The organism is Ensifer sp. ENS11, assembly GCF_014851895.1.
GTDB lineage: Bacteria > Pseudomonadota > Alphaproteobacteria > Rhizobiales > Rhizobiaceae > Ensifer > Ensifer canadensis.
In genome coordinates, this window is the sequence record NZ_JACVAN010000006.1 from 24,323 (window position 1) to 45,968 (window position 21,646).

The following is a 21,646-nucleotide window of genomic DNA, read 5'->3' on the forward strand; positions in this document are numbered from 1 at the left end:
ATGATGTGTTAACGGGTACTAGCGCGCAGCGATCTGCCGCGCATATTCCTGTTCGAGCCTAGTATGCTTGTTCCAGAAGCCATGCGAGGTGCGGCCGGAAACCACATCGGCGAGAATGTCGAGATGGGTGTGCCAGCCGGCAGCCACGCTTGCCATCATCTCCTGTGTCGCGATGCGCGAATGGGTGACCACCAGCAGCACTTCTGAGCCCTTGGCCTCCAGATCGAAGCGCACCTGCGACGGCGTCGGCGTGCCTTCGCCCCAGGTATAGGCCAACAGGTACGGCGGCTTGCAGGCGATGATGCGGCCATGGATACGGCTTTCGCCGGCAAGGGCGGCATATTTGGTTGGCGGCTCACCGCAATCCGTGCCGAGGTCCTCATGGCGGAAGATATGTTCGACCGTCGATTCGGCTATAGCACCTATGGTGCCCGACGCCATCCACTGGCGGCGCTTGTCCTCCTCCGTCAGGTAGGCCCAGATGCGCTCGATCGGGCCGGGCAACAACCGCTCGATGCGTGCCGCATCCGGCGCGACGATCCGGGCATATCCGCCGTCGTCCATGCCGGCTTGCGGTGTCATCGCTTCTTCTCCGTTTGCTGCGGCGTCGTGGTCTGCCTGTCTGCGGCCTTCGCGGCGTCCTCGGCCAGAAGCAGTGCCTCCAACACATCGATGCGTTGACGCCAGAAGGCTTCGTAATGGCGCATCCATTCCATGCCGGCATGCATCGGCTCGGCGTCGAGCCGGCAGACATGCGCCCGGCCGCGCACTTCGCGCCGCACGAGACCGGCGCCTTCGAGCACCTTGATGTGTTTCGATGCGGCGGCAAGCGAGATCGAGAAGGGTGCGGCCAACTCGCCCACCAGCCGCTCACCCGCTGACAGATCCTGCAGCATCGCCCGCCGCGTCGGGTCGGACAGCGCATGGAATACGGCGTCAAGCCGATCGTTCATATATTCAACCATGTCGTTGAATATCGCCGATCTCGCGGTTATTGTCAACCGATTGGTTGAATATCTCTGTGCCGATCCTTCCAGGCGACCAACGCCTCTGTGAGGTCCGCGGTCGGCACCATGCGGGCAAATTGTTCGCTTTCCACCAGAAGCCCCTCTGATATCGACATGTTGAGGCCGCGGGTGACGGCGGTGATGATCGTCTGGACGACAAGCGGTGAATGTCGCAGGATGCGTCTGGCAAGCGCGCGGGCGGCAGGCATGAGCTCGTCGTGGGCAACGACGCTGTTGACCAGCCCCAGTTCGAGCGCGTGTTCGGCCGAAAAGTCGTCGCCGGTCAAAAGCAGTTCCAGCGCGCGTTTGCGGCCGGCAAGCCGGGGCAGGCGCTGGGTGCCGCCAAAGGTCGGCGGCATGCCCAGCCTGATCTCGGGCTTGGCGAAACGGGCGCGATCGCTGGCAACGGCAAGATGCACGGCCTCGGTGATTTCGCAGCCGCCGCCATAGGCGAGACCGTTGACGGCGGCGATGATGGGCTTGGGAAATGCCTCCAGCCTTGCGGTCAGGCGCTGGCCGCGGCGGACGAAATCACGCACGGCGGTGTTCGCCCCCTTGGCAACGCTCCCGGAAAACTCGGGAATGTCGCCGCCGGCGGAAAAGGCCCGTTCGCCAGCACCGGTGATGATCACCGCGCCGACGGTGTCGTTCACCTCGATCATGTCGAGCAGACCCAAAAGCCAATCGATCAGTTCGTAGTTCAGCGCATTGAGCTTGGCCGGTCGGTTCAGCGTCAGAAGCGCGATGCCATCGGAAATCTGCAGCAATACGGTGTCGGACATGGTGTTCTCCCTTCCTCGCGTCGAGCGAGGCATTGACGAAAGAAGGCTAGGTGAGGGAAGATCAAAAGTATATTCACTAGTCGGTATACATCGATATGGCAAAACCAGAGCGCACCACCCGGGAAGGCATCATCGATGCCGCCTCGAAACTCTTCTATGCCGAGGGCATTCGCGCCGTCAGCGTCGACGCGGTGGCTGAAGCTGCCGGGGTGACGAAACGCACGCTCTATTACCATTTCGGGAGCAAGGACGAGCTGATCGCCGCCTATCTCGAAGGGCGCGACCAGCCGAACCTGGCGCTCTTCCGCAGATGGTTCGATGCAGCAGACGGCGATCTTGCCGCGAAGGTCGAGGCGATCTTCGTCAATCTCGCCCGGGCAGCGCGGCATTCGAAATGGAAGGGGTGCGGCTTCCTGCGCACGTCGGCCGAGCTTGCGAACATGCCCGGCCATCCCGCTATCCGCATCGGTGCCGCCCACAAGAAGAAGTTCGAGGCCTGGCTGACGCAGATGTTTGCCGTGGCGGGCATCGATGATGCAGGCGAGCTGGCGCGCCAGATGCTGTTGCTGCTCGACGGCAGTTTTGCAGTCGTGCTCCTGCACCGGGATGCGAGCTATATGGAGAGTGCCGGCAAGGCGGCAGCGACCCTCGTGCGTGTGGCGACGGCTGCCCGCTGATCTCGGGTTTCTGTCGTCAGGTTTTTTCGTCAGCTTCGACCTTGATGGTGCCGCAGGGATCGAGCACGACGCCGTCTTCGAAAGTGCCGGAGACCAGCCCGCTGACATCGACCCGGTCTCCCGGCTTCAAGGCGCTGTTGTTGTATTCCAGGCAAACGACGCGGGTCCTGGTTTGTGGGCAAAGGGTGGTGACGGCGATCGGATCCTGAACCTCCAACGACACGACCTCGGCCGTCAGCTCGACATCGGGCCACTCCGGCGGTTGCTTCTGCCAGCCCGCAACCATATGGAAGATCGCTTCGCAGCTGGTAACGTGCGGGCCGCCATCTTCGGCGATGGATGGCGCCGGCAGCAACAGAAGCGGCAGCAAAGTGCTGCGGGCGATCCGTTTCAGGTCAAGCATTGAGGTCTCCTGTGTTAAGGAGCCGCTGTAGCAAGGCCAACGATCGCTGGAAAATGATCGCTCCTCATCTCGCATTGAACGGAATTCAGCATGCTCGACTGGCGTCGCATCGACCTCAACAATCTGAAAGTGCTGCATGCACTGATGCTGGAACGCCATGTCGGGCGGGCGGCGGTGCGGCTCGGGGTGACGGCGTCGTCGATCAGCCACAGGCTGCGGCGCATGCGGGAGGATTTTTCCGACGAACTGTTCGCGCGCACGCCAACCGGCATGGCGCCGTCGCCGCGGATGGAAGAGATCGCGGTGCCGCTCAGCGAGATGATTGCCAGCATTACGCTCGCGGTTTCATCCGGCGCTTTGGAAGCGTTGCCCCAGGCGCGCCGGTTTACCCTGGTGGTGCCCGACGGCCTGCGCCAGCAGTTGCTGCCGGTGCTGATCCAGGGCGTGCAACAGGACCATGCGTGCCATAGCCTGGAGATCCGCTCCTTCGAGCGCCGCTCCTACGCCACCGAACTGTCGCAGGGCGAAGTCGATGCGGTCATCTCGGTCGGCGGCGATCGTGACGACCGCAGCCTCGTTGACCGGACCCCGGTTGCGATCGACCGCCTCGTCTGCCTGTTCGGTCCGCTCTGCCCGTTGGCTCCGACGGATGAGGTCACGGTCGAAGGCTATTTGTCAGCCTCGCATCTCTATTCGTTGCCGTGGCCGGTCTCGGACAACCATTTTGATCGGCTGCTGGCGCGGGACGGGCGCTCGCGCCGTATCATGCTCATCATGCCATCGCATCTGGGGATCGGCGATGCACTGACCGCGAGCCGGCTGGTCGCCACCGTTCCGTCGTCACTCGCCCGGCATCTGGCGGGCCTGCATCCGGCGCTCGTCATCCGCCCGCTCGCAATCGACGGCACCGAGGGAACGGTCTTTCTGGAGACCTCGCGCCAGCAGCAGCGGCGGCCGGAGATCGCGCGCTTCAAGGCTGTGGTCGAAACCGCGATCCGGACCGTGCTGCCGCGATCGGAGTAGGCACCACTGCTCTTGGCAAACTTGTCGTGGCGATACAGATTGCCGAGTGGCAAAACCGGGAGGACGACATGGCAGTCAAACGTATCGTGTCCAATCTTTACGCGTCAGATCCGCAGGCCGCGCACGCCTTTTACGCAGATCTGCTCGGGCTCGAGCTGGTGATGGATCACGGCTGGATTCTGACATTCGCGGCCAAAGGGCAGACGGCATTGCCGCAGGTGAGCGTGGCGAGTGAGGGCGGGAACGGCACGCCGGTGCCGGTGCTTTCGATCGAGGTTGACGATGTCGATGCGGTCTATGCCCAAGCCCGGGAAAAGGGCGTGGCGATCGTCTATGACATTACCGATGAGCCCTGGGGTGTCAGGCGCTTCTATCTCCGCGACCCGTTCGGCAACGTGATCAACATCCTGTCCCATTGAGCAGACCGGTCGCGAAGGCGTCGGCGGCCGGTCTGCTGATGTCAGGTTCTCGAAATCAGGCGAGCGTCAGCGCGTTGGCGAGGTCGGCGACCAGATCGTCGGGATGTTCGATGCCGATCGAAAGCCGGATCGTCGTGTCGAGAACGCCGATCCGGCGGCGCACGTCGATCGGCACGCCGGAATGGGTCATCGCCGCCGGGTGGCTCGCCAGCGATTCCGTGCCGCCGAGGCTGACGGCAAGCTTGAAGATCTGCAGTGCGTTGAGGAAGCGGAAGGCCGCTTCCTGGCCGCCTGATATATCGAAGGAGAAGGTCGAGCCGGCGCCAGTGCATTGCGCCGCATAGGCCTTGCCGAGCGGTGAGGCTTCGTCGTGGAAGGGCAGGTAGTGGATACGCTCGACCTTCGGATGGTCGCGCAGGAACTCGGCGACGACGCGGGCGTTATCGTTGGCCTTGTGCATGCGCACCGACAGGGTTTCGAGCGAGCGGCCGAGCATCCAGCAGGAATGCGGATCGAGCTGCGTGCCGATGGCGCCGCGCAACGCCTTCACCTGCTTCATCACCGCCTTCGAGCCGAGGGCTGCGCCGGCGATGAGGTCGGAGTGGCCGCCGACATATTTGGTCAGCGAATAGAGCGAGATATCGGCGCCGTGTTCGATCGGCCGCTGGAAGACCGGTCCGAGCAGGGTGTTGTCGCAGGCGATCACCGGCGTGTGACCCTGCTTGGCGCCGATCGCGTCGGCGACGCGGCGGATCATGGCGACGTCCACTAGGCTGTTGGTCGGATTGGCAGGCGTTTCGATGAGAATGACCGAGACGCGGCCCTTGGCCATCGCCTCTTCGGCGGCCGCGGTCACCGCCGCCTCGTTGACGCCATCGGCAAAGCCGACGGCCGAAACGCCGAGATTGAGGAAGGTTTTCGCCAGCAGCGTTTCCGAACCGCCATAGAGCGGCTGGCTGTGCAGCACCGCGTCGCCGGGCTTGACGAAGGCGAGCAGTGTCGTGGCAATCGCCGACATGCCGGAGGAAAACAGCGCGCAGCTTTCCGTGCGCTCATAGACGGCAAGGCGATCTTCGACGATTTCGCTGTTCGGGTGGTTGAAGCGCGAATAGACAAGACCAGCGCCGACACCCGCCGGCGGCTCGCGGCGGCCGGAGACGAAATCGAAGAAGTCGCGGCCTTCCTCGGCCGAACGGAAGACGAAGGTGGACGTCAGGAACACCGGCGGCTTGACGGCCCCCTCCGACAGTTCAGGATCGTAGCCATAGTTCAGCATCAGTGTTTCGGGATGCAGCTTGTGGTTTCCGATATGAGTCTTGTAGGGGTGCGGCGCGGTCATGGCTTTCTCCTGAAGCGAAACGGGGCGACTGACAGGCAAATTATATCAGACGCCTGGACCGATCCTTGCTATTTGCGATCACATACCCTTGAGTTGCGCAAACTATTGCCAGGACTGAAGGAATATGACGCAGAAAATTGCCGATGAAACCGACCGCCGAATTCTGAAGGAATTGCTGGCCGACGCGCGCATCACCAACAACGAGCTCGCCGAGCGCGTCGGGCTATCGGCGTCGCCTTGTTTGCGCCGGCTGCGGCGGCTGGAGGAGACCGGCGTGATCCGCGGCTATACCGCCTTGATCGACCCGGCGGTCGAGGGCTGGACGATGACGGCGATCGCGACCGTCAGGCTCAGTCGTCAGCACGAGGACGAGATCGTCATGTTCGAGCAGGCGATCCGCGGCTGGGACGAAGTGCTCGAATGCCACCTCGTCACCGGCTCGCGCGATTATGTGCTGAAGGTGATGAGCGCCGGGCTCGAACAATACGAGCGCTTCATCAAGGAGAAGATCGCGCGGCTCAAATGCGTGGCCTCGATCGAGACAAGCTTCGTCATGAACACGATCAAGGAGCGGCGGATCTGAGAGGACTGCGCTGTATGCGGGTCGCATTTTCCCGACGCGACCGCACCAGGTTTTCGGGCGGCGGCTTTGAAAGTGCAAAGGGTGCGCTAGATTCAAAAGAGAGCGTCCCTGGATCACGATGATTTTCGGTCGATCGACCCACGATCATGAACGTGATCGATTCTGGCTAGGGCGGGATGCGGGCGGAAACCGCGCCCACTTTTCCTCACCCCGCTCTCGTGCGCTCAGATGGACGCATGGCGCTCGCGGAGAAAGGCGATGGATTTCGTAGAAGCGTTCGACGCCGTTGGTTCCTGGATGCGGACGGTCCTTCTCAACGAGTGGACGTTCTATCAACTCGCCCTGATTGTCGCCGGCTACCTGGTTTGTGGCCTCCTGGCAAAGCGGATAGAGCCGGCAGTCGAAGCTCGCGCACGCACCATCAAGGGCAATCCGGACTTGCTGCGCGTCATCATCGCTTTCATGCGGCGGCTACGGTGGCTATTTCTGATTATATGGCTGTGGATCGCCGATGCGATGCTGTTGCGCTTTGGATGGCCGTCATACCGATGGCTGGTCGGCACCGCGCTTACGCTTACGGCGGCGTGGTTTGTTATCTCGGTCCTCACGCGCATCATCAGAAATCAGACGCTGGCGCGTGTTGTTGCCGTCACTGGCTGGATCTACTTTGCGCTCTACGCGATTGGCCTCGATCGCGTGATCCTGACGACGCTCGATGGCGTGGCGTTCAATCTCGGCGCGGTTCGCCTTTCGCTGTTGCTTGTCTTGAAGGCTATCGTCCTTTCCTTTGCGCTGATCTGGCTCGCCGTCCTGTTCGGTAACGTCTCGGCGCATTGGATACAGAGGTCTGCGGATCTCACCCCCTCCTTCAAGGTCCTCATCAGCAAATTGGTCAAGATCGCATTGATCTGCTTCGCCGGCTTAATCGCCCTGAACGCCACCGGTATCGACTTGACCGCATTGACGATCTTTTCCGGTGCCGTCGGTGTCGGCATCGGCTTTGGCCTGCAGAAGGTGGTCTCCAACTTCATCTCGGGGATCATTATCCTGCTCGATAAATCCATCAAACCGGGCGACACGATCACACTCGGCGATACCTTCGGCTCGGTCCGCGACCTGCGATCCCGGTTCGTCTCGGTGATCACGAGAGACGGCAAGGAATACCTCATTCCAAACGAAGACTTCATTTCGCAGCAAGTCGTGAACTGGTCGTTTTCCAGCGACTATGTTCGCATCGAGATCGACTTCGGAACATCCTATGACAGCGATCCGCACGAGGTCGCGCGCATCGCCATCGAGACCGCCGCATCGATTCCGCGGGTCGCCAGCACCTATGCCCGGCCGGTCTGCTGGATGACCGGTTTCGGTGCATCATCGCTCGATTTCAAATTGAGGTTCTGGATTTCCGATCCGAGCAACGGGCTGACGAATATTCGCGGTCAAGTGCTGATGGCGCTATGGGATGCGTTCAAGGCGGCCGGCATTTCCATCCCGTTCCCGCATCGTGAAATCATCATGAAGACACCTGTCGAGGTGACCCGCGTGTGAAGCGGAACGCCGCTACGCGGGTGGTGTGGAGGACGATGAAACGCCCGACGCTGCACACGTCTTGGGCTCGCAACACCGGACTGGACAACTATGGGAGGCGACGTTGCGGCCTGCGCGTCGGTCGCCCTCGGCTGGGAGATGCGCGCCGCATTCCGGCTTGTAGATTCCAAAACGGCAGGCAGGTGGGCGTGGCAAGGTCGGGCCGGCCCGCAATGTCTGCGTGCGCGCATTGGCCCATTCGCCTTGCCAAGCAAGCGCAGGCATTGTCTATTGCCAGCTTATCCGCACCGTCCAGCCTATCGGGAGCACATCGATGCCTTCAATGGAACTGCTGTTGGCTTTCCTCGCCACCACGGCGATCTTCGCCTATATCCCCGGTCCTGCGATGCTCTATGCGGCGGCGCAGACGATGGCGCGCGGCCGCTGGTCCGGATTGATGGCGACGCTTGGCATTCACCTCGGCGGTTATGTGCATGTTTTCGCGGCGGCTGCCGGCCTGTCGGTGCTGTTTCATGCGGTGCCGGTGCTTTACATGGTCGTCAAGTTTGCCGGTGCGGCCTATCTCGTCTGGCTCGGCATCTCGCTGTTTCGCGCCAAGACGCAAGGGGAGCGCGCCTTGCCCGGCATCCAGGCGAAATCCGGCCGGCGCGCCTTCTTCGAGAGCATCACCGTCGAAGTGCTGAACCCGAAGACGGCGATCTTCTTCGTCGCCTTCCTGCCGCAGTTCATCGATGCATCCGCGGCGTTTCCGGTCTGGCTGCAGTTCGTCATCCTCGGCACGATCGTCAACCTGATGTTTTCGTCGGCTGATATTGCCTGCGTCATCCTCGCGGGCGTGCTGATCACCCGGCTCAAGCGTTCGAGCATGGCGCAGCGCGCCATGCAACGCGTCGGCGGTGGTGTGCTCGTCGGGCTCGGCGTTCACCTGGCCTTCCAGAAGAGCTGATCCGCACCCACCGCGTGTAAGGGGATGCCGCATTCGCCGCTTTGGCAAGGGTTGTCGCGCCCGTAGCGGTTGCAGGGCCGATACGAGGTTGTCGGCGCGGTGACTGGCGGTTATCAATCGGGTAACGCGTCGATCGGAATGGCGCGCTCGATGAACGACCGTGAACAAGGAGCCTGCCGGTGGATCACCTTCAAGAGACAGGTCTGCGCGTGGCAAAGTGGCCCATTCCACAGTTCGTGTCCGGGCATAGGGCGTCGTTTTCGACGACGGGCCTCATCGTCGGGGTGCTGTTTTTCGCTGCATCGCTGACGCCAAGCCTGATCCCGCGCCCCTATGTCATCCAAGCGGTCATCTCAGGTCTTTCGCTGTCTGCCGGCTATGCCATCGGCGTGTTCCTTCGTTGGCTGTGGTCGTTTCTCGAGCTGCCCGATGTGCGGCCACGGACCGGGCTGATCCTCAAGCTGGTGGCTGCCCTCGGCTGCACCGCCGTTGCACTCGCCTTCCTCTGGCGGGCGGCGGCGTGGCAGAATACCGTGCGGAACCTCATGGGCCTCGACCCGGTCGAGAGCGCGGAGCCGCTGAAGCTTGGCCTGATTGCCGTGCTCGTCTTCATCTTCATCGTCCTGCTGGCACGGCTGTTTCGGTTGACGTTCCGCGTTCTCGCCAGGCGCTTCGAGTATGTGTTGACGCGGCCACTGGCAAAGCTCGCCGCAGTAGCGGCGGCAATTGCACTGTTCTGGTCGGCCACCGACGGGGTGATCTTCCGCTACGCTCTGCATGCGGCCGACAGCTCGTTCCAACGGCTCGACGCGCTGATCGATCCTGATGTGGCGCCGCCGACTGACCCGATGAAGACGGGCAGTGGCGCGTCGCTGATGACCTGGGATGAACTCGGGCGGCAGGGACGCCAGTTCATCGCGTCAGGGCCGAGCGCCAAGGACATCGGCGCCTTCTTCAATGGCGGGGCGAAGGAGCCGCTGCGGGTCTATGCCGGGCTCAATTCGGCCGAGACGGCAAAGGAGCGAGCGAAGCTCGCGCTCGAAGAACTGAAGCGCGTCGGCGGGTTCGAGCGCTCCAACCTTATGATCGTTGTGCCGACCGGAACGGGCTGGATCGATCCGCCGGGGCTCGATTCGCTCGAATATCTGTTGAAAGGCGACGTCGCCAGTGTCGCGGTGCAATACTCCTACCTGACGAGCTGGCTCTCTCTGCTGGTCGAGCCGGAATATGGCGCCGAGACAGCCAACGCCCTGTTCGACGCGGTTTACGGCTACTGGACGACGCTGCCCAAGGACAAGCGGCCGCGGCTCTATCTCTACGGCCTCAGCCTCGGCTCGATGAATTCGCAGGGTTCGGTCGACCCGTTCGACATCATCAGCGATCCGTTCCAGGGCGCGCTCTGGGTCGGCTCGCCGTTTCCGACGAAGACCTGGCTATCGATCACCCGCAATCGCAATCCAGGGTCTCCGCAATGGCGCCCGCTCTATCGCGACGGATCGGTGATCCGCTTCACCAACCAGGCGAATACGCTTGATATTCCGGGCCCTGAATGGGGCAATGTCCGCATCGTCTACCTGCAATATGCCAGCGACCCGATCACCTTCTTCGATCCGTATTCCTTCTACCGCGAGCCGGACTGGATGAAAGCGCCGCGCGGGCATGACGTCTCGCCCGATCTTCGATGGTTTCCTGTCGTGACGATGTTCCAGCTTCTGGCCGACATGGCGATGGGCACGACGACGCCGATCGGCTACGGCCACGTCTATGCGCCGGAACACTATATCGATGCGTGGATGCAGGTTGTCGATCCGCCGGGCGTAACCGCGGATGATGCGGTGCGGCTGAAGGCGCTGCTCAAAGGGCGCTATTGAAGGGTACGGCGCCAGTCAGTCGCCACGCAGGTGGGCGGCGATCTGGTGGGCAAGCGCCTGGATCAGCGGTTCCTCGGCCTTCTCCGTCGGACAGAGAAGATAGTAGCCTGCTGATGCCGGTATCGCCGTCGGGAACGGCTGGATCAGCCGGCCTTCCTGCAGGTAGGAGCGGGTGAGAACGTCCGAGACGAGCGCAATGCCCTGTCCCTGCAGGGCGGATGCGACGGCGACGGCGACCGAGGGCACCCGAACGCTGCGGCTGCCTTCGAGCGAGATGCGCGAGGCGGCCGACCAGCGCGTCCATTCCCGCCCGTCATCCTCATGCAGCAATGTGACGTCGCGCAGCTTCCTGTCGCGGTGCGAGCCTTCCAGCCGCGGGAACAATAACGGCGAACATATGGTCCTGAGCTTCACGTCGCTGACCACCTGCCACCACAGGCCGTCGAAGGGCGGATTGTCGTAGACGATCGCCAGGTCGACATCGTCCCAGAGGACGTCGCTTGCGCGAATGCAGCTGCGCATGGCGAGATCGCTGACGCCGCGCGCATCGGCGAACTGCACCAGGAGGCTGGCCATCCAGGCGATCGCCAGCGCCGGCGGCAGGGCGACCGTCAGCTTCTTCTGGTGGTTTTCGAGCTGCCGCTCGGCACCATTCTCGACCGCGACGGCAAGATTGCCCATGGCATAGGAGACGGTCTGGGCGAAATCACGTCCGGCCGCCGTCAGGCGGATATTGCGTCCCGATTTCTCCAGAAGTGTCAGCCCCGTCGTCTCTGAAAGCCGGCGCAGCTGCAGCGATACCGCGCCGGGGCTGAGGCCCAGTTCGTCGGCCGCCTGGCGCACGGAGCCGATCCGGGCGACGGCTTCGAAGGCCCTGAGATAAGGCAGGAAATGCAAAGCTTTCATTCGAACTTCCGCCTTGATTGACAATCGACTGTCGCGTGCAAAGCAATGGCAATTGTTTAGCAAAACTAGACAATATCAAGCACAAAAAATCGCTATTCCCAATCGATTTTTGCTCCTATGAATTGGATCGGAGAGAGGGAGACATGCATGATCGAGGCCCAACCATTTGATTTTCCTTATGACGGAAAGCTGGTTCCGTCGCAGACCGCGCTGATGGTGATCGACCTGCAGATCGACTTCTGCTCGCCCGACGGCTACTTCGCTTCGATGGGCTATGATCCGGCGCCGCTTAGGGCAATTCTGCCGGCCGTCAACCGTGTCATCGCCGCGGCGCGGCAAGCCGGATGCCTGATCATCCATACGCGCCAGGGCTATCGTGCCGACCTCGCCGACATGACGCCTTACGAAAAATGGCGCCGCAAGCGCTCGGGGCTGGAAAACACCGAGGTCCTGCTGCGCTCGAGCCCCGGCTTTCAGCTGCTACCCGAGCTCGATGTCGCAGACAGCGACGTCATCATCGACAAGACCTGCAACAGCTCGTTCACCTATACGGATCTCGAGCATGTGCTCAGAGCGCAGGGCATCACCCATATGCTGTTTACCGGCTGCACCACCGACGTCTGCGTGCATACGACGTTGCGCGAGGCCTGCGACCGCAATTTCCAGTGCCTGACGATCTCGGATTGCTGCGCCAGCGGCGAGCAATGGGCGCATGAGGCGGCGATCAACATGATCTCGATCGAGAACGGCATCTTCGGCACGGTCTCGACCAGCGACGCGGTCATCGCCGGCCTGGCAAAAGCTAGCCGCTAACACTGACGCCAACACCACATCACCGGTTCTGATGCCAACCGTTTCAACGGAATGATGCCCCATGCAACGATATATCTCGCTAATGAAACTGACGGCCAAGGGATTGGCCGAACTCGCCGACAGCGGCGCGCGGCGCAAGGTGAGCGAAGACCGCGTTTCTTCGCTCGGCGGCCGCTCGGTCGCCTTCTACGCCACGCTCGGAACCTATGATTTCGTCCAGGTTTTCGAGATGCCTGATAATGCGTCGATGATGCAATACGTGCTGACGGCACGACGCGACGGGTTCGTCGACCCGCTTATCCTTCCCGCCTTCGACAGCCAGACCTATGGCGACATCGTCGGGCGCGTTTCACCAACACAATGAGGGGAATAGAGATGATCAGACTGGCATCGCATGCAACCCTTCTCGGAACCATCCTGCTGTCGGCGGGGCTTGCCCAGGCGGAGCCGCCGGCTTTTGCCGCCGATGGCGATATCGGTGTGTGCACCACCGCGGCCTTTCCGCCGCTGACCTTCAAGGAAAGTCCGGCCGATCTAACCCCGACCGGCATCGATATCGAGATCGTCGAAGCGCTCGCCGGTCTCTGGAATGCCAAGGTCAACTATACCGTCACGGAGTTTGCCGGGCTGTTGCCGACGCTCGGGGCCGGGCGCTGCGACTTGATCGTCAGCGGCATCTACATCAACGCCAAGCGCCGCGAGACTTATGACGGCGTGTCCTACATGAAATCGGCCACCGCGATGGTGACCAAGGCCGGTAGCGACACAATCAAGGCGCCGGAGGATCTGAGCGGCAAGGTGATCGCGCTCGAAGCCGGCGCCTACTACAAGCAGGAGCGGATCGAGCCCCTGAACAAGGAACTGATCGCCAAGGGTCAGCCGCCGGTCGAGGTCCAGGAATATCCGACCCAGCAGGCGGCCTACCAGCAGGTCCTCGTCGGCCGCGTCGATGCGACGATGACCGAAGAGGCCGAAGGCGCCTACCGCGCCTCGCGTTCCGACGGGACGCTGCAGCTTCCCTACACGTGGGCATCGGATTTCACCTACGGCATCTACAGCCGCCAGGAAGGCAGCGATGCGGCCGCGGTCAAGGCTGGGCTGAAGGCCCTGAAGGAGCAGGGTTTTTTTGCCGGCATCGCCAAGAAATACGGGCTGGACCCGGCGCTGTTCGACGTCGATTACGATCGTTGAGGCTTGAAAAGGTGGACAGGGCATGAACTTCGACACGAAACTGTTTCTGGATGCCCTGACCATGCCGGTCATGTTGCAGGGGGCGGCCATCGCGATCCTGCTGTCCATCCTGGTTCAGGTCGCCTCGTTTCTGCTCTGCCTGCCGCTCGCCGTCGCCCTGAACTCGATGGCGGCGGTGCGGCGCACGGCGGCCCAGCTCTATGTCTGGCTGTTTCGCTCGTCGCCGCTCATCCTGGTGCTGCTGATCGTCTGGAACGGTGCGCCGCAGCTCTTTCCCGGCCTGACGCGCGCGCCCTGGTACACGCCCTTTGCCGCCGCCTTCATCGCCTTCACGCTGGTGACGACCGCCTATATGGCCGAAGCGATGCGCGGGGCGCTCGCGGCGATCGGCCAGGGGCAGACAGATGCGGCACGCGCGCTCGGGCTCAACCGCCTGCAGACCTTCGGCCTCGTCGTCCTGCCGCAGGCCTTGCGCATCGTCATGCCGGTGCTCGTCAACGAGTTCATCAACCTGATCAAGCTGACCTCGCTTGCCTATGTGATTTCGATGCGGGAGATCATGGCCGTCGTCAACGACGCGATCGCGTCGAGTTTCCGCTTCGTCGAATGGTATTCGGCAGCACTCGTCTACTATCTTGCGATCGTCTCGATCCTGATGTTTTTACAGCGGCTGATCCAGCGCCGAATGGCGTAACGTACATTAGGCTTCCTCCTCATTTCCTGCGGAAAGCAGCACCTCCATCGCACCGATGATCTTGCGGTGCTGATGGGCATGACGGGTGCGCAGACTGGTGGCGGCGTAGACCGTCTGCGGGATCACCGGCGCATCGGCAACAAGGGCGACGTGGCCGGATTGCGTCAGCCGTCTGGCCGTTGCGGTGGTGACATAGGCGGCTCCGCCGAGCGAATGCAGGAGCATGGTGATCGCCATGTTCTGGCCGGTCGCAACAGGCGCTGCGGAGAGATGCGGCAGAGCCAGCCGGTGAGCGCGATCGAAGGCCGGCGAATAGATCGCCTGGATATAGGTCTCGACCCTGATATCCGATAGCGCAGCCGCTTCCGTGCTCACCATCATGTAATGCAGATCGCCGATCCTTTCGTAATGAAGATCGGGCAGATAGTGCGGGGTATAGAGCATGGCGAGGTCGAGGTTGCCGGCGCCGAGATCCCGGTTCATCTGGTTGGAATAATCCGCTTCCATGTAGATTTCGGTTGTCGGCAGCTCACGCCTGATCGTGAATAGCCATTCGCCGGCAAAGGCTTCGGCCAGATCGTGCTGGATGCCGAGCCGCATGGAGCGCTCCAGCGCGCCGGCATTGGTGACCGCGCGCGTTGCCTCATGCCACTGGTTTTGCAAGGCTATTGCGTAGTCTAGAAACCTGAGTCCGGCGGCTGTCGGCACGGTTCCACCCTTGTTGCGGGTAAAGAGCTTGCGATTGAACTGTGCCTCCAGCGCCTTGACGCGGTGGGAAACGGTGGACTGGGTGATGTTCAGCCGCTCGGCCGTGCGGTTGAAGGAACGGGTTTCCATCAGGTCCAGAAACGTCTCGATCAGATCCACTTGCATCGGCATCCCATCCGGTTTCGAAGTTCCACTCAATCTAATCGAATTCTTCGATCAATAAAGCCTGTTTCCATCGCTTGATGGCGCCTCGTTTCGACGGCAAGAATTCCGGCAAAACGAGGGAACAGTGCATGTCGAATTTGCCGTCTCACGCGCGTGTCGTGATCATCGGTGGGGGAGCGATCGGCGCTTCCTCGCTCTACCATCTTGCCAAGGCCGGCTGGACCGACTGCGTGCTTCTGGAAAAGAACGAGCTGACGGCCGGATCGACCTGGCATGCGGCCGGCAACGTGCCGACCTTCTCGTCGTCCTGGTCGATCATGAACATGCAGCGCTATTCCGCCTCGCTCTACCGCGATCTCGGTGCGCTCGTCGATTATCCGATGAACTACCACGTCACCGGCTCGATAAGGCTCGGCCACTCGAAGGAGCGGCTGCAGGAGTTCAAGCGTGTCGTCGGCATGGGTCGCTACCAGGGCATGGACCTCGACATCCTGACGCCCGACGAGATGCGCAGCCGTTATCCGTTCCTCGAAACGCACGAGCTGACCGGTGCGCTCTACGACCCCTATGACGGCGACATCGACCCGGCGCAGCTGACGCAGGCGCTGGCCAAGGGCGCGCGCGACATGGGCGCAAAGATCATCCGCTTCTGTCCCGTTACGGCGGCGCGCCGCGAAAACGACGAATGGGTGATCTCGACGCCGCAGGGCGAAATCCGCTGCGAATACGTCGTCAACGCCGCCGGCTACTATGCCCGCGAGGTCGGCAAGATGTTCGGCCGCGACGTGCCGATGATGGTGATGAGCCATCAGTACGTGCTGTTCGACGAGATCCCGGAACTGGCCGCCTGGTCGAAGGAGGTCGGACACAAGCTGCCGCTCTTGCGCGATGTCGACAGCTCCTATTATCTCCGCCAGGAGAAGAACGGCATGAACCTCGGGCCCTATGAGCGTAACTGCCGGGCACACTGGACGACATCAGACGATCCGATGCCCGAGGACTTTTCGTTCCAGCTCTTCCCTGACGATCTCGATCGGCTGGAATGGTATCTGAACGACGCTGTCGAGCGCGTGCCGATCCTTGGGACCGCGGGGCTGTCGCGGATCATCAACGGCCCGATCCCCTATGCGCCCGACGGCAATCCGCTGATCGGGCCGATGCCCGGCGTGCCGAACGCGTTTGAGGCCTGCGTCTTCACCTTCGGCATCTGCCAGGCCGGCGGCGCCGGCAAGGTGCTGGCTGAGTGGATCACCGAGGGCCAGACGGAATGGGACATGTGGTCCTGCGATCCACGCCGGTACACCGACTATACCGACCAGGACTATTGCATCGCCAAGGGCATGGAGATCTACGGCCACGAGTACGCGATGCATTTTCCGAAGCACTATTGGGCGGCGGGTCGCGGCAAGAAGCTGTCGCCGATCCACGACCGGATCCAGGCACTCGGCGCGCAATTCAAGCCCTATAACGGCTGGGAACGGGCGATGTGGTACGCCAAATCAGGTGACGACACCTCCGAAGAGGCAACGCAGACCTGGGGGCGGGCGGGGCCGTGGGCCAAGCGCATCGAGGAAGAGTGTCTCGCCGTGCGCGATGCCGCCGGCATCCTCGACCTGCCGGGGTTCTCGCGCTTCCGGATCAAGGGCAAGGGCGCGACCGAATGGCTCTCGGGCCTGATCACCGGCCGGGTGCCGAAGCCGGGCCGCATCGGCCTTGCCTATTTCTCCGACGACAAGGGCCGCATCGTCACCGAAATGTCGGTGATGATGCTGGACGAGGATTTCTTCGTCCTGATCACGGCGGCAACGGCGCAGTGGCACGATCTCGAATGGCTGCAGAAACATCGGCCCGCCGATGCCGCGTTCACGCTTGACGATGTCACCACGCAGTTTAGCTGCCAGATCCTCACCGGGCCGAAATCGCGCGACATCCTTGCCGATGTCAGCGATGCGGATCTCGCCAAGGGCTGGCTCACGCACCAGACAGCGCAGATTGCCGGGCGCTACTGCCAGTTGGTGCGGGTATCCTTTGCCGGTGAACTCGGCTGGGAGATCCACACCAAGGTGGACGATACCGCCGCGATCTTCGATGCCGTCTGGGCTGCCGGAGAGAAACATGGCCTGAAACCCTTCGGCATGGAGGCGCTCGACAGCCTGCGCATCGAGAAGGGCTACCGCGCCTGGAAGGGCGACCTTTCCACCGATTACACCATCCTGCAGGGCGGGCTGGAGCGCTTCGTCGACTGGGCAAAGCCCGGCTTCAAAGGCAAGGCGGCGCTGGAGCGCGAAAAGCAGCAGGGTGTCAGCAAACGTTTCGTCACTTTGACAGTCGCCGCCGACGGCTGCGACGCGCCGTATATGTCGACGCTCTGGTCGGACGGCCAGGTGGTGGGCGAAACGACCTCGGGCAACTGGGGCTACCGCGTCGGCAAGTCGATTGCGCTCGGCATGCTGCGCGCCGATCTCGCCGTGCCCGGCAACGAGATCGAGGTCGAGATCTTCGGCGACCGCTTCAAGGCGACCGTCGAGGCCGACCAGCCGCTCTGGGATCCCTCCAATGAAAGACTGCGCGCATGACCAAGCCGATTCCCTCGAAAGCCCGGGCAGTCATCATCGGTGGCGGCGTCTCCGGCTGTTCGGTCGCCTATCAACTCGCCAAGCTCGGCTGGACCGACGTGGTGCTGCTCGAACGCAAGCAGCTGACGTCGGGCACGACCTGGCATGCGGCCGGCCTGATCGGCCAGCTACGCGCCTCGCAGAACATGACGCGGCTGGCAAAATATTCCGCCGACCTCTACGTCAAGCTGGAGGCCGAAACCGGCATCTCCACCGGCATGCGCCAGAACGGTTCGATCACCGTGGCGCTGACGGAAGAACGCAAGGAGGAGATCTACCGCCAGGCTTCGCTGGCGCGCGCCTTCAACGTCGATGTGCGTGAAATCACGCCTGACGAAGTCAAGGCGATGTATCCGCATCTCAACACCTCGGATGTGAAGGCGGCGGTGCATCTGCCGCTCGACGGCCAGTGCGACCCGGCCAACATCGCCATGGCGCTCGCCAAGGGTGCGCGGCAGAACGGCGCGACGATCATCGAGGGCGTCAAGGTGACCGCGGTTCTGAAGAAGGACGGCCGGGTAACGGGCGTGACCTGCGAGCAGAACGGCGAAAGCTATACGATCGAAACCGACAACGTCGTCAACTGCGCCGGCATGTGGGGCAGGGAGTTCGCGCGACAATCCGGCGTCACCGTGCCGCTGCATGCCTGCGAGCACTTCTACATCGTCACCGAGGCGATCCCCGGCCTCAAGCGCCTGCCGGTGCTGCGCGTGCCGGATGAATGCACTTACTACAAGGAGGATGCCGGCAAGATGCTGGTCGGCGCCTTCGAGCTGAAGGCCAAACCCTGGGGCATGGACGGTATCCGTGAGGATTTTTGCTTCGACCAGTTGCCAGACGATTTCGACCATTTCTCGCCGATCCTCGAAATGGCCGTCAACCGCATGCCGATGCTGGAGACGGCGGGCATCCATACCTTCTTCAATGGGCCGGAAAGCTTTACGCCGGACGACCGCTACTATCTCGGCGAGGCGCCGGAAGTGAAAGGCTATTGGGTCGCGGCCGGCTACAACTCGATCGGCATCGTATCGTCAGGCGGCGCCGGCATGGCGCTCGCCCAATGGATGAACGACGGCGAGCCGCCCTTCGATCTCTGGGAGGTCGATATCCGCCGGGCACAGCCCTTCCAGAAGAACCGCGCTTACCTCAAGGATCGGGTCTCTGAGACGCTGGGGCTGCTCTATGCCGACCATTTCCCCTATCGCCAGATGGCGACGGCGCGTGGCGTGCGCCGCTCGCCGCTGCACGAGCATCTGAAGGCGCGTGGCGCGGTCTTCGGCGAAGTGGCCGGCTGGGAGCGAGCCAACTGGTTTGCGAATGACGGCCAGGAGCGCGAATACCGCTACTCCTGGAAACGGCAGAACTGGTTCGAGAACCAGAAGTCCGAACATCTGGCGGTTCGCAACGGCGTCGGCCTGTTCGACATGACCTCCTTCGGCAAGATCCGGGTGGAGGGGCGCGATGCGCTTTCCTTCCTGCAGCGGCTTTGCGCCAACGAGATGAATGTCGAGGCCGGCCGTATCGTCTACACCCAGATGCTCAACGGCCGTGGTGGCATCGAAAGCGACCTCACGGTCACGCGCCTTTCTGAAACCGCGTTCCTGCTCGTCGTTCCGGGCGCCACGCTTCAACGTGATCTTGCTTGGCTGCGCAAGCATGTGCGCGACGAGTTCGTCGTCATCACCGATGTCGGTGCCGGCGAAAGCGTGCTCTGCGTCATGGGGCCGAAGGCGCGCGAACTGATGCAGAAGGTGAGCCCGAACGATTTCTCGAATGCGGCGCATCCCTTCGGCACGGCGCGCGAAATCGAGATCGGCATGGGGCTCGCCCGCGCCCACCGCGTCACCTATGTCGGCGAACTCGGCTGGGAGCTCTACGTCTCGACCGACCAGACGGCGCATGTGTTCGAGGCGCTGGAGGAGGCGGGGCAGGATGTCGGGCTGAAACTCTGCGGCATCCACACGCTCGACAGCTGCCGTATCGAAAAGGCCTTCCGCCATTTCGGCCACGATATCACCGACGAGGACCATGTGCTCGAAGCCGGGCTCGGTTTTGCGGTGAAACCCGACAAGGGCGATTTCATCGGTCGCGAGGCGGTGCTGGCCAAGCACAATCGCGGGCTTTCGCGCCGGCTGGTGCAATTCCGGCTGGCCGATCCCGAGCCTTTGCTCTTCCACAACGAAGCGATCGTGCGCGACGGCCAGATCGTCGGCACCATCACCTCGGGCAACTACGGCCACCATCTCGGCGGTGCCATCGGCCTTGGTTATGTGCCGTCGGAAGGCGAAAGCGACGCCGACGTGCTCGGCTCCAGCTTCGAGATCGAGATCGCCGGCACGCGGGTGAAGGCGGAGGCGTCGCTGAAGGCGATGTACGATCCGCGTTCCGAGCGGGTGAGGATGTAACGACGGCGTTTGAGGCTGCCCCTCATCCGGCCTGCCGGCCACCTTCTCCCCGTTTGACGGGGAGAAGGAGACGTGTGGCGACCGCCGTGCCTGAGTAAGGGCGCGGTTGAGGTGCGGGTGGAGCGCTCTCCCTCTCCCCCGCGTGCAGGGAGAGGGTGGGGGTGAGGGGCAGCCTCGTACATCAAGGCAAATTTAGCATGCGCGCGCCGGGACGCGGTTCTTCCGGTTCTTCTTTCAGGAGTTCAGGGCCATGTTCGCATCGGACCTTTCCAATACGACTGTCGCGGGCGACCGCATCGATCAGCTGGTCGCTGCGCATCGGCCGGGCCATGGGCTGGTGCGGGCCTTCTACCACGACGAGGATATCTACGAGCGTGATCTCGACCGGGTGTTTCGCCGCCATTGGCACTGCGTCGCGCATGAAAGCGTGATCCCCAACCCCAATGACTTCGAAGTCTTTCGCATGGCCGCCGAGCAGGTGATCGTCACCCGCACGGCCACGGGCGCGATCCATGCGATGCTGAACGTCTGTCGCCATCGCGGCGCCGAGGTCTGCACCAAGGAAAAGGGCAACGCCCGCGCCTTCGTCTGTCGCTACCACGCCTGGACCTACGGCAATGACGGTGCGCTGAAGGCGGCGCGGCTGATGCCGAAGGATTTCAAGCGTGAGGACCATGGGCTGAAGAAGCTTCATGTGCGCGTCGTCGAGGGGCTGATCTTCATCTCCTTTGCCGAACAGCCGCTCGATTTCACCGAGGTCGAGAACCTGCTGCATGCCACCTGCGGCCAATATGGCTGGGCCGAGGCCAAGGTCGCGCACCGGCAGTCCTATCCTGTCGACGCCAACTGGAAGCTCGCGGTCGAGAACTATGTCGAGTGCTACCATTGCGGCCCGGCGCATCCTGAGTATTCCGAGACGCACGCGCTCGAACAGCCGTTGCACATGATCGAGGAGCTGAACGCCAAGATGGAGGCGCGCACCTGCGCTCTCGGCATCGAGGTCGGTTCCGGCGATCACTGGCAGAGTTCCGCCGGCGGCAAGGAGACGGTGCATGCCTTCCGCTATGCGCTCTATGACGGCGTCAAGACCGGCAGCAAGGACGGCCAGCCGCTTAGCACCCTGATGGGCCGGTTCAGCGATTTCGACGGCGGCGTCACCTCCATCCACCTCGGCGGCACGACCTTCCTCGTCTGCTATCCCGATCACGGCATGATCTACCGCTTCATTCCGAAGACGGCGGGCACCTGCGAAATGGAGCTGATCTGGCTTGTCGACGGCAAGGCCGAGGAGGGGCAGGACTACGACCTCGAAAAGCTCACCTGGCTGTGGAAGGTCACGACCGATGAGGACAAGGCGATCATCGAGCACACCTCGCGCGGCGTGCGCTCGCATTATTTCGTGCCGGGCCCGATCGCGCCGATGGAGCAGAACGAGCTGCGCTACATCAACTGGTATCTCGACGAGATCAGCCGGCCTTCGCAACCATCATCCCTGTTCTTGTCACAGGGATCCAGCAGCGCCGCGTCGGCGGTGTGAAAGAATTCTGAAAA

The 21,646-nt window shown here is 62.5% G+C and carries 21 protein-coding genes; 14 read left to right on the top strand and 7 right to left on the bottom strand.

Annotated features, from left to right (window positions below; genetic code table 11):
• Positions 1-18: 18 nt before the first annotated feature.
• From IB264_RS13460 to IB264_RS13470, 3 genes are read right to left on the bottom strand one after another with little or no spacing between them, the layout of a single operon-like run.
• Positions 19-582, bottom strand: a complete 564-nt coding sequence (locus tag IB264_RS13460; protein ID WP_025427857.1) for an SRPBCC family protein — start codon at positions 580-582, stop codon at positions 19-21.
• Positions 579-953: a helix-turn-helix transcriptional regulator gene (locus IB264_RS13465; RefSeq protein ID WP_225906551.1), complete on the bottom strand. Its 375-nt coding sequence runs from the start codon at positions 951-953 to the stop codon at positions 579-581. Before IB264_RS13465 ends, IB264_RS13460 begins: the two co-directional genes overlap by 4 nt.
• Before the next feature lie 44 nt (positions 954-997).
• Positions 998-1,789, bottom strand: coding sequence for a crotonase/enoyl-CoA hydratase family protein (locus IB264_RS13470; protein ID WP_025427855.1), 792 nt, complete (start codon positions 1,787-1,789; stop codon positions 998-1,000).
• A gap of 95 nt (positions 1,790-1,884) precedes the next feature.
• Here IB264_RS13470 and IB264_RS13475 point away from each other — a divergent pair, with 95 nt between their 5' ends.
• A complete protein-coding gene (locus tag IB264_RS13475; RefSeq protein ID WP_038576295.1) occupies positions 1,885-2,466 on the top strand; it encodes a TetR/AcrR family transcriptional regulator in 582 nt (193 codons plus the stop codon).
• Between the two features lie 16 nt (positions 2,467-2,482).
• Here IB264_RS13475 and IB264_RS13480 read toward each other — a convergent pair whose 3' ends face one another.
• Positions 2,483-2,869, bottom strand: coding sequence for a hypothetical protein (locus IB264_RS13480; protein ID WP_025427854.1), 387 nt, complete (start codon positions 2,867-2,869; stop codon positions 2,483-2,485).
• 90 nt (positions 2,870-2,959) lie between these two features.
• Between IB264_RS13480 and IB264_RS13485 the strand changes: the two genes are divergently transcribed.
• Together IB264_RS13485 and IB264_RS13490 are read left to right on the top strand one after the other, a co-directional pair.
• On the top strand, positions 2,960-3,892 hold the full coding sequence (locus tag IB264_RS13485; RefSeq protein ID WP_051509174.1) for a LysR family transcriptional regulator: 933 nt from the start codon (positions 2,960-2,962) through the stop codon (positions 3,890-3,892).
• Between the two features lie 68 nt (positions 3,893-3,960).
• Positions 3,961-4,311 (top strand): VOC family protein, encoded by a 351-nt coding sequence (locus tag IB264_RS13490; protein ID WP_025428215.1) that lies wholly within the window; start codon positions 3,961-3,963, stop codon positions 4,309-4,311.
• 55 nt (positions 4,312-4,366) lie between these two features.
• Here the strand turns inward: IB264_RS13490 and IB264_RS13495 are convergent, their stop codons facing one another.
• Entirely contained in the window at positions 4,367-5,650 is a 1,284-nt protein-coding gene (locus tag IB264_RS13495; RefSeq protein WP_025427853.1) for a cystathionine gamma-synthase family protein, read from the bottom strand.
• 124 nt (positions 5,651-5,774) lie between these two features.
• On the opposite strand from IB264_RS13495, the gene IB264_RS13500 reads away from it, so the two are divergent.
• From IB264_RS13500 to IB264_RS13515, 4 genes are all read left to right on the top strand, one after another.
• Complete coding sequence (locus tag IB264_RS13500) at positions 5,775-6,233, top strand: Lrp/AsnC family transcriptional regulator (protein ID WP_025427852.1); 459 nt, start codon at positions 5,775-5,777, stop codon at positions 6,231-6,233.
• Between the two features lie 258 nt (positions 6,234-6,491).
• Positions 6,492-7,781, top strand: coding sequence for a mechanosensitive ion channel family protein (locus IB264_RS13505; protein WP_025427851.1), 1,290 nt, complete (start codon positions 6,492-6,494; stop codon positions 7,779-7,781).
• A gap of 313 nt (positions 7,782-8,094) precedes the next feature.
• The gene (locus IB264_RS13510; RefSeq protein WP_025427850.1) at positions 8,095-8,727 is read left to right on the top strand and encodes a LysE family translocator; all 633 of its coding nucleotides are present in this window, start codon (positions 8,095-8,097) and stop codon (positions 8,725-8,727) included.
• Positions 8,728-8,906: 179 nt separating this feature from the next.
• Positions 8,907-10,598: an alpha/beta-hydrolase family protein gene (locus IB264_RS13515; protein WP_025427849.1), complete on the top strand. Its 1,692-nt coding sequence runs from the start codon at positions 8,907-8,909 to the stop codon at positions 10,596-10,598.
• 15 nt (positions 10,599-10,613) lie between these two features.
• On the opposite strand, the gene IB264_RS13520 is transcribed toward IB264_RS13515, so the two are convergent.
• Entirely contained in the window at positions 10,614-11,504 is an 891-nt protein-coding gene (locus tag IB264_RS13520; protein WP_192433702.1) for a LysR substrate-binding domain-containing protein, read from the bottom strand.
• 147 nt (positions 11,505-11,651) lie between these two features.
• Between IB264_RS13520 and IB264_RS13525 the strand changes: the two genes are divergently transcribed.
• From IB264_RS13525 to IB264_RS13540, 4 genes are all read left to right on the top strand, one after another.
• Positions 11,652-12,317: a cysteine hydrolase family protein gene (locus tag IB264_RS13525; protein ID WP_025427847.1), complete on the top strand. Its 666-nt coding sequence runs from the start codon at positions 11,652-11,654 to the stop codon at positions 12,315-12,317.
• Positions 12,318-12,378: 61 nt separating this feature from the next.
• The gene (locus IB264_RS13530) at positions 12,379-12,681 is read left to right on the top strand and encodes a GYD domain-containing protein (protein ID WP_038576291.1); all 303 of its coding nucleotides are present in this window, start codon (positions 12,379-12,381) and stop codon (positions 12,679-12,681) included.
• Positions 12,682-12,692: 11 nt separating this feature from the next.
• Positions 12,693-13,508, top strand: a complete 816-nt coding sequence (locus IB264_RS13535) for a transporter substrate-binding domain-containing protein (RefSeq protein WP_025427846.1) — start codon at positions 12,693-12,695, stop codon at positions 13,506-13,508.
• A gap of 22 nt (positions 13,509-13,530) precedes the next feature.
• Positions 13,531-14,202, top strand: coding sequence for an amino acid ABC transporter permease (locus tag IB264_RS13540; protein ID WP_025427845.1), 672 nt, complete (start codon positions 13,531-13,533; stop codon positions 14,200-14,202).
• Positions 14,203-14,208: 6 nt separating this feature from the next.
• On the opposite strand, the gene IB264_RS13545 is transcribed toward IB264_RS13540, so the two are convergent.
• Positions 14,209-15,075 carry a LysR family transcriptional regulator gene (locus tag IB264_RS13545; protein WP_025427844.1) on the bottom strand — a complete coding sequence of 289 codons (867 nt, stop codon included), beginning with the start codon at positions 15,073-15,075 and terminating at the stop codon, positions 14,209-14,211.
• Between the two features lie 128 nt (positions 15,076-15,203).
• Between IB264_RS13545 and IB264_RS13550 the strand changes: the two genes are divergently transcribed.
• The 3 genes from IB264_RS13550 to IB264_RS13560 all read left to right on the top strand — a co-directional run bounded on the left by IB264_RS13550 (position 15,204) and on the right by IB264_RS13560 (position 21,632).
• Complete coding sequence (locus tag IB264_RS13550) at positions 15,204-17,651, top strand: FAD-dependent oxidoreductase (RefSeq protein WP_025427843.1); 2,448 nt, start codon at positions 15,204-15,206, stop codon at positions 17,649-17,651.
• Complete coding sequence (locus IB264_RS13555) at positions 17,648-20,095, top strand: FAD-dependent oxidoreductase (RefSeq protein WP_025427842.1); 2,448 nt, start codon at positions 17,648-17,650, stop codon at positions 20,093-20,095. The genes IB264_RS13550 and IB264_RS13555 overlap by 4 nt, the downstream gene beginning before the upstream one ends.
• A gap of 250 nt (positions 20,096-20,345) precedes the next feature.
• Positions 20,346-21,632: an aromatic ring-hydroxylating dioxygenase subunit alpha gene (locus tag IB264_RS13560; RefSeq protein WP_192433704.1), complete on the top strand. Its 1,287-nt coding sequence runs from the start codon at positions 20,346-20,348 to the stop codon at positions 21,630-21,632.
• The last annotated feature ends 14 nt before the right edge of the window (positions 21,633-21,646 follow it).

Bases quoted from the DNA above. Each gene is read 5' to 3' on its own strand.
- IB264_RS13460 (WP_025427857.1), bottom strand. From the start codon at position 582: ATGACACCGCAAGCCGGCATGGACGACGGCGGATATGCCCGGATCGTC.
- IB264_RS13465 (WP_225906551.1), bottom strand. From the start codon at position 953: ATGAACGATCGGCTTGACGCCGTATTCCATGCGCTGTCCGACCCGACG.
- IB264_RS13470 (WP_025427855.1), bottom strand. From the start codon at position 1,789: ATGTCCGACACCGTATTGCTGCAGATTTCCGATGGCATCGCGCTTCTG.
- IB264_RS13475 (WP_038576295.1), top strand. From the start codon at position 1,885: ATGGCAAAACCAGAGCGCACCACCCGGGAAGGCATCATCGATGCCGCC.
- IB264_RS13480 (WP_025427854.1), bottom strand. From the start codon at position 2,869: ATGCTTGACCTGAAACGGATCGCCCGCAGCACTTTGCTGCCGCTTCTG.
- IB264_RS13485 (WP_051509174.1), top strand. From the start codon at position 2,960: ATGCTCGACTGGCGTCGCATCGACCTCAACAATCTGAAAGTGCTGCAT.
- IB264_RS13490 (WP_025428215.1), top strand. From the start codon at position 3,961: ATGGCAGTCAAACGTATCGTGTCCAATCTTTACGCGTCAGATCCGCAG.
- IB264_RS13495 (WP_025427853.1), bottom strand. From the start codon at position 5,650: ATGACCGCGCCGCACCCCTACAAGACTCATATCGGAAACCACAAGCTG.
- IB264_RS13500 (WP_025427852.1), top strand. From the start codon at position 5,775: ATGACGCAGAAAATTGCCGATGAAACCGACCGCCGAATTCTGAAGGAA.
- IB264_RS13505 (WP_025427851.1), top strand. From the start codon at position 6,492: ATGGATTTCGTAGAAGCGTTCGACGCCGTTGGTTCCTGGATGCGGACG.
- IB264_RS13510 (WP_025427850.1), top strand. From the start codon at position 8,095: ATGCCTTCAATGGAACTGCTGTTGGCTTTCCTCGCCACCACGGCGATC.
- IB264_RS13520 (WP_192433702.1), bottom strand. From the start codon at position 11,504: ATGAAAGCTTTGCATTTCCTGCCTTATCTCAGGGCCTTCGAAGCCGTC.
- IB264_RS13525 (WP_025427847.1), top strand. From the start codon at position 11,652: ATGATCGAGGCCCAACCATTTGATTTTCCTTATGACGGAAAGCTGGTT.
- IB264_RS13530 (WP_038576291.1), top strand. From the start codon at position 12,379: ATGCAACGATATATCTCGCTAATGAAACTGACGGCCAAGGGATTGGCC.
- IB264_RS13535 (WP_025427846.1), top strand. From the start codon at position 12,693: ATGATCAGACTGGCATCGCATGCAACCCTTCTCGGAACCATCCTGCTG.
- IB264_RS13540 (WP_025427845.1), top strand. From the start codon at position 13,531: ATGAACTTCGACACGAAACTGTTTCTGGATGCCCTGACCATGCCGGTC.
- IB264_RS13545 (WP_025427844.1), bottom strand. From the start codon at position 15,075: ATGCAAGTGGATCTGATCGAGACGTTTCTGGACCTGATGGAAACCCGT.
- IB264_RS13550 (WP_025427843.1), top strand. From the start codon at position 15,204: ATGTCGAATTTGCCGTCTCACGCGCGTGTCGTGATCATCGGTGGGGGA.
- IB264_RS13555 (WP_025427842.1), top strand. From the start codon at position 17,648: ATGACCAAGCCGATTCCCTCGAAAGCCCGGGCAGTCATCATCGGTGGC.
- IB264_RS13560 (WP_192433704.1), top strand. From the start codon at position 20,346: ATGTTCGCATCGGACCTTTCCAATACGACTGTCGCGGGCGACCGCATC.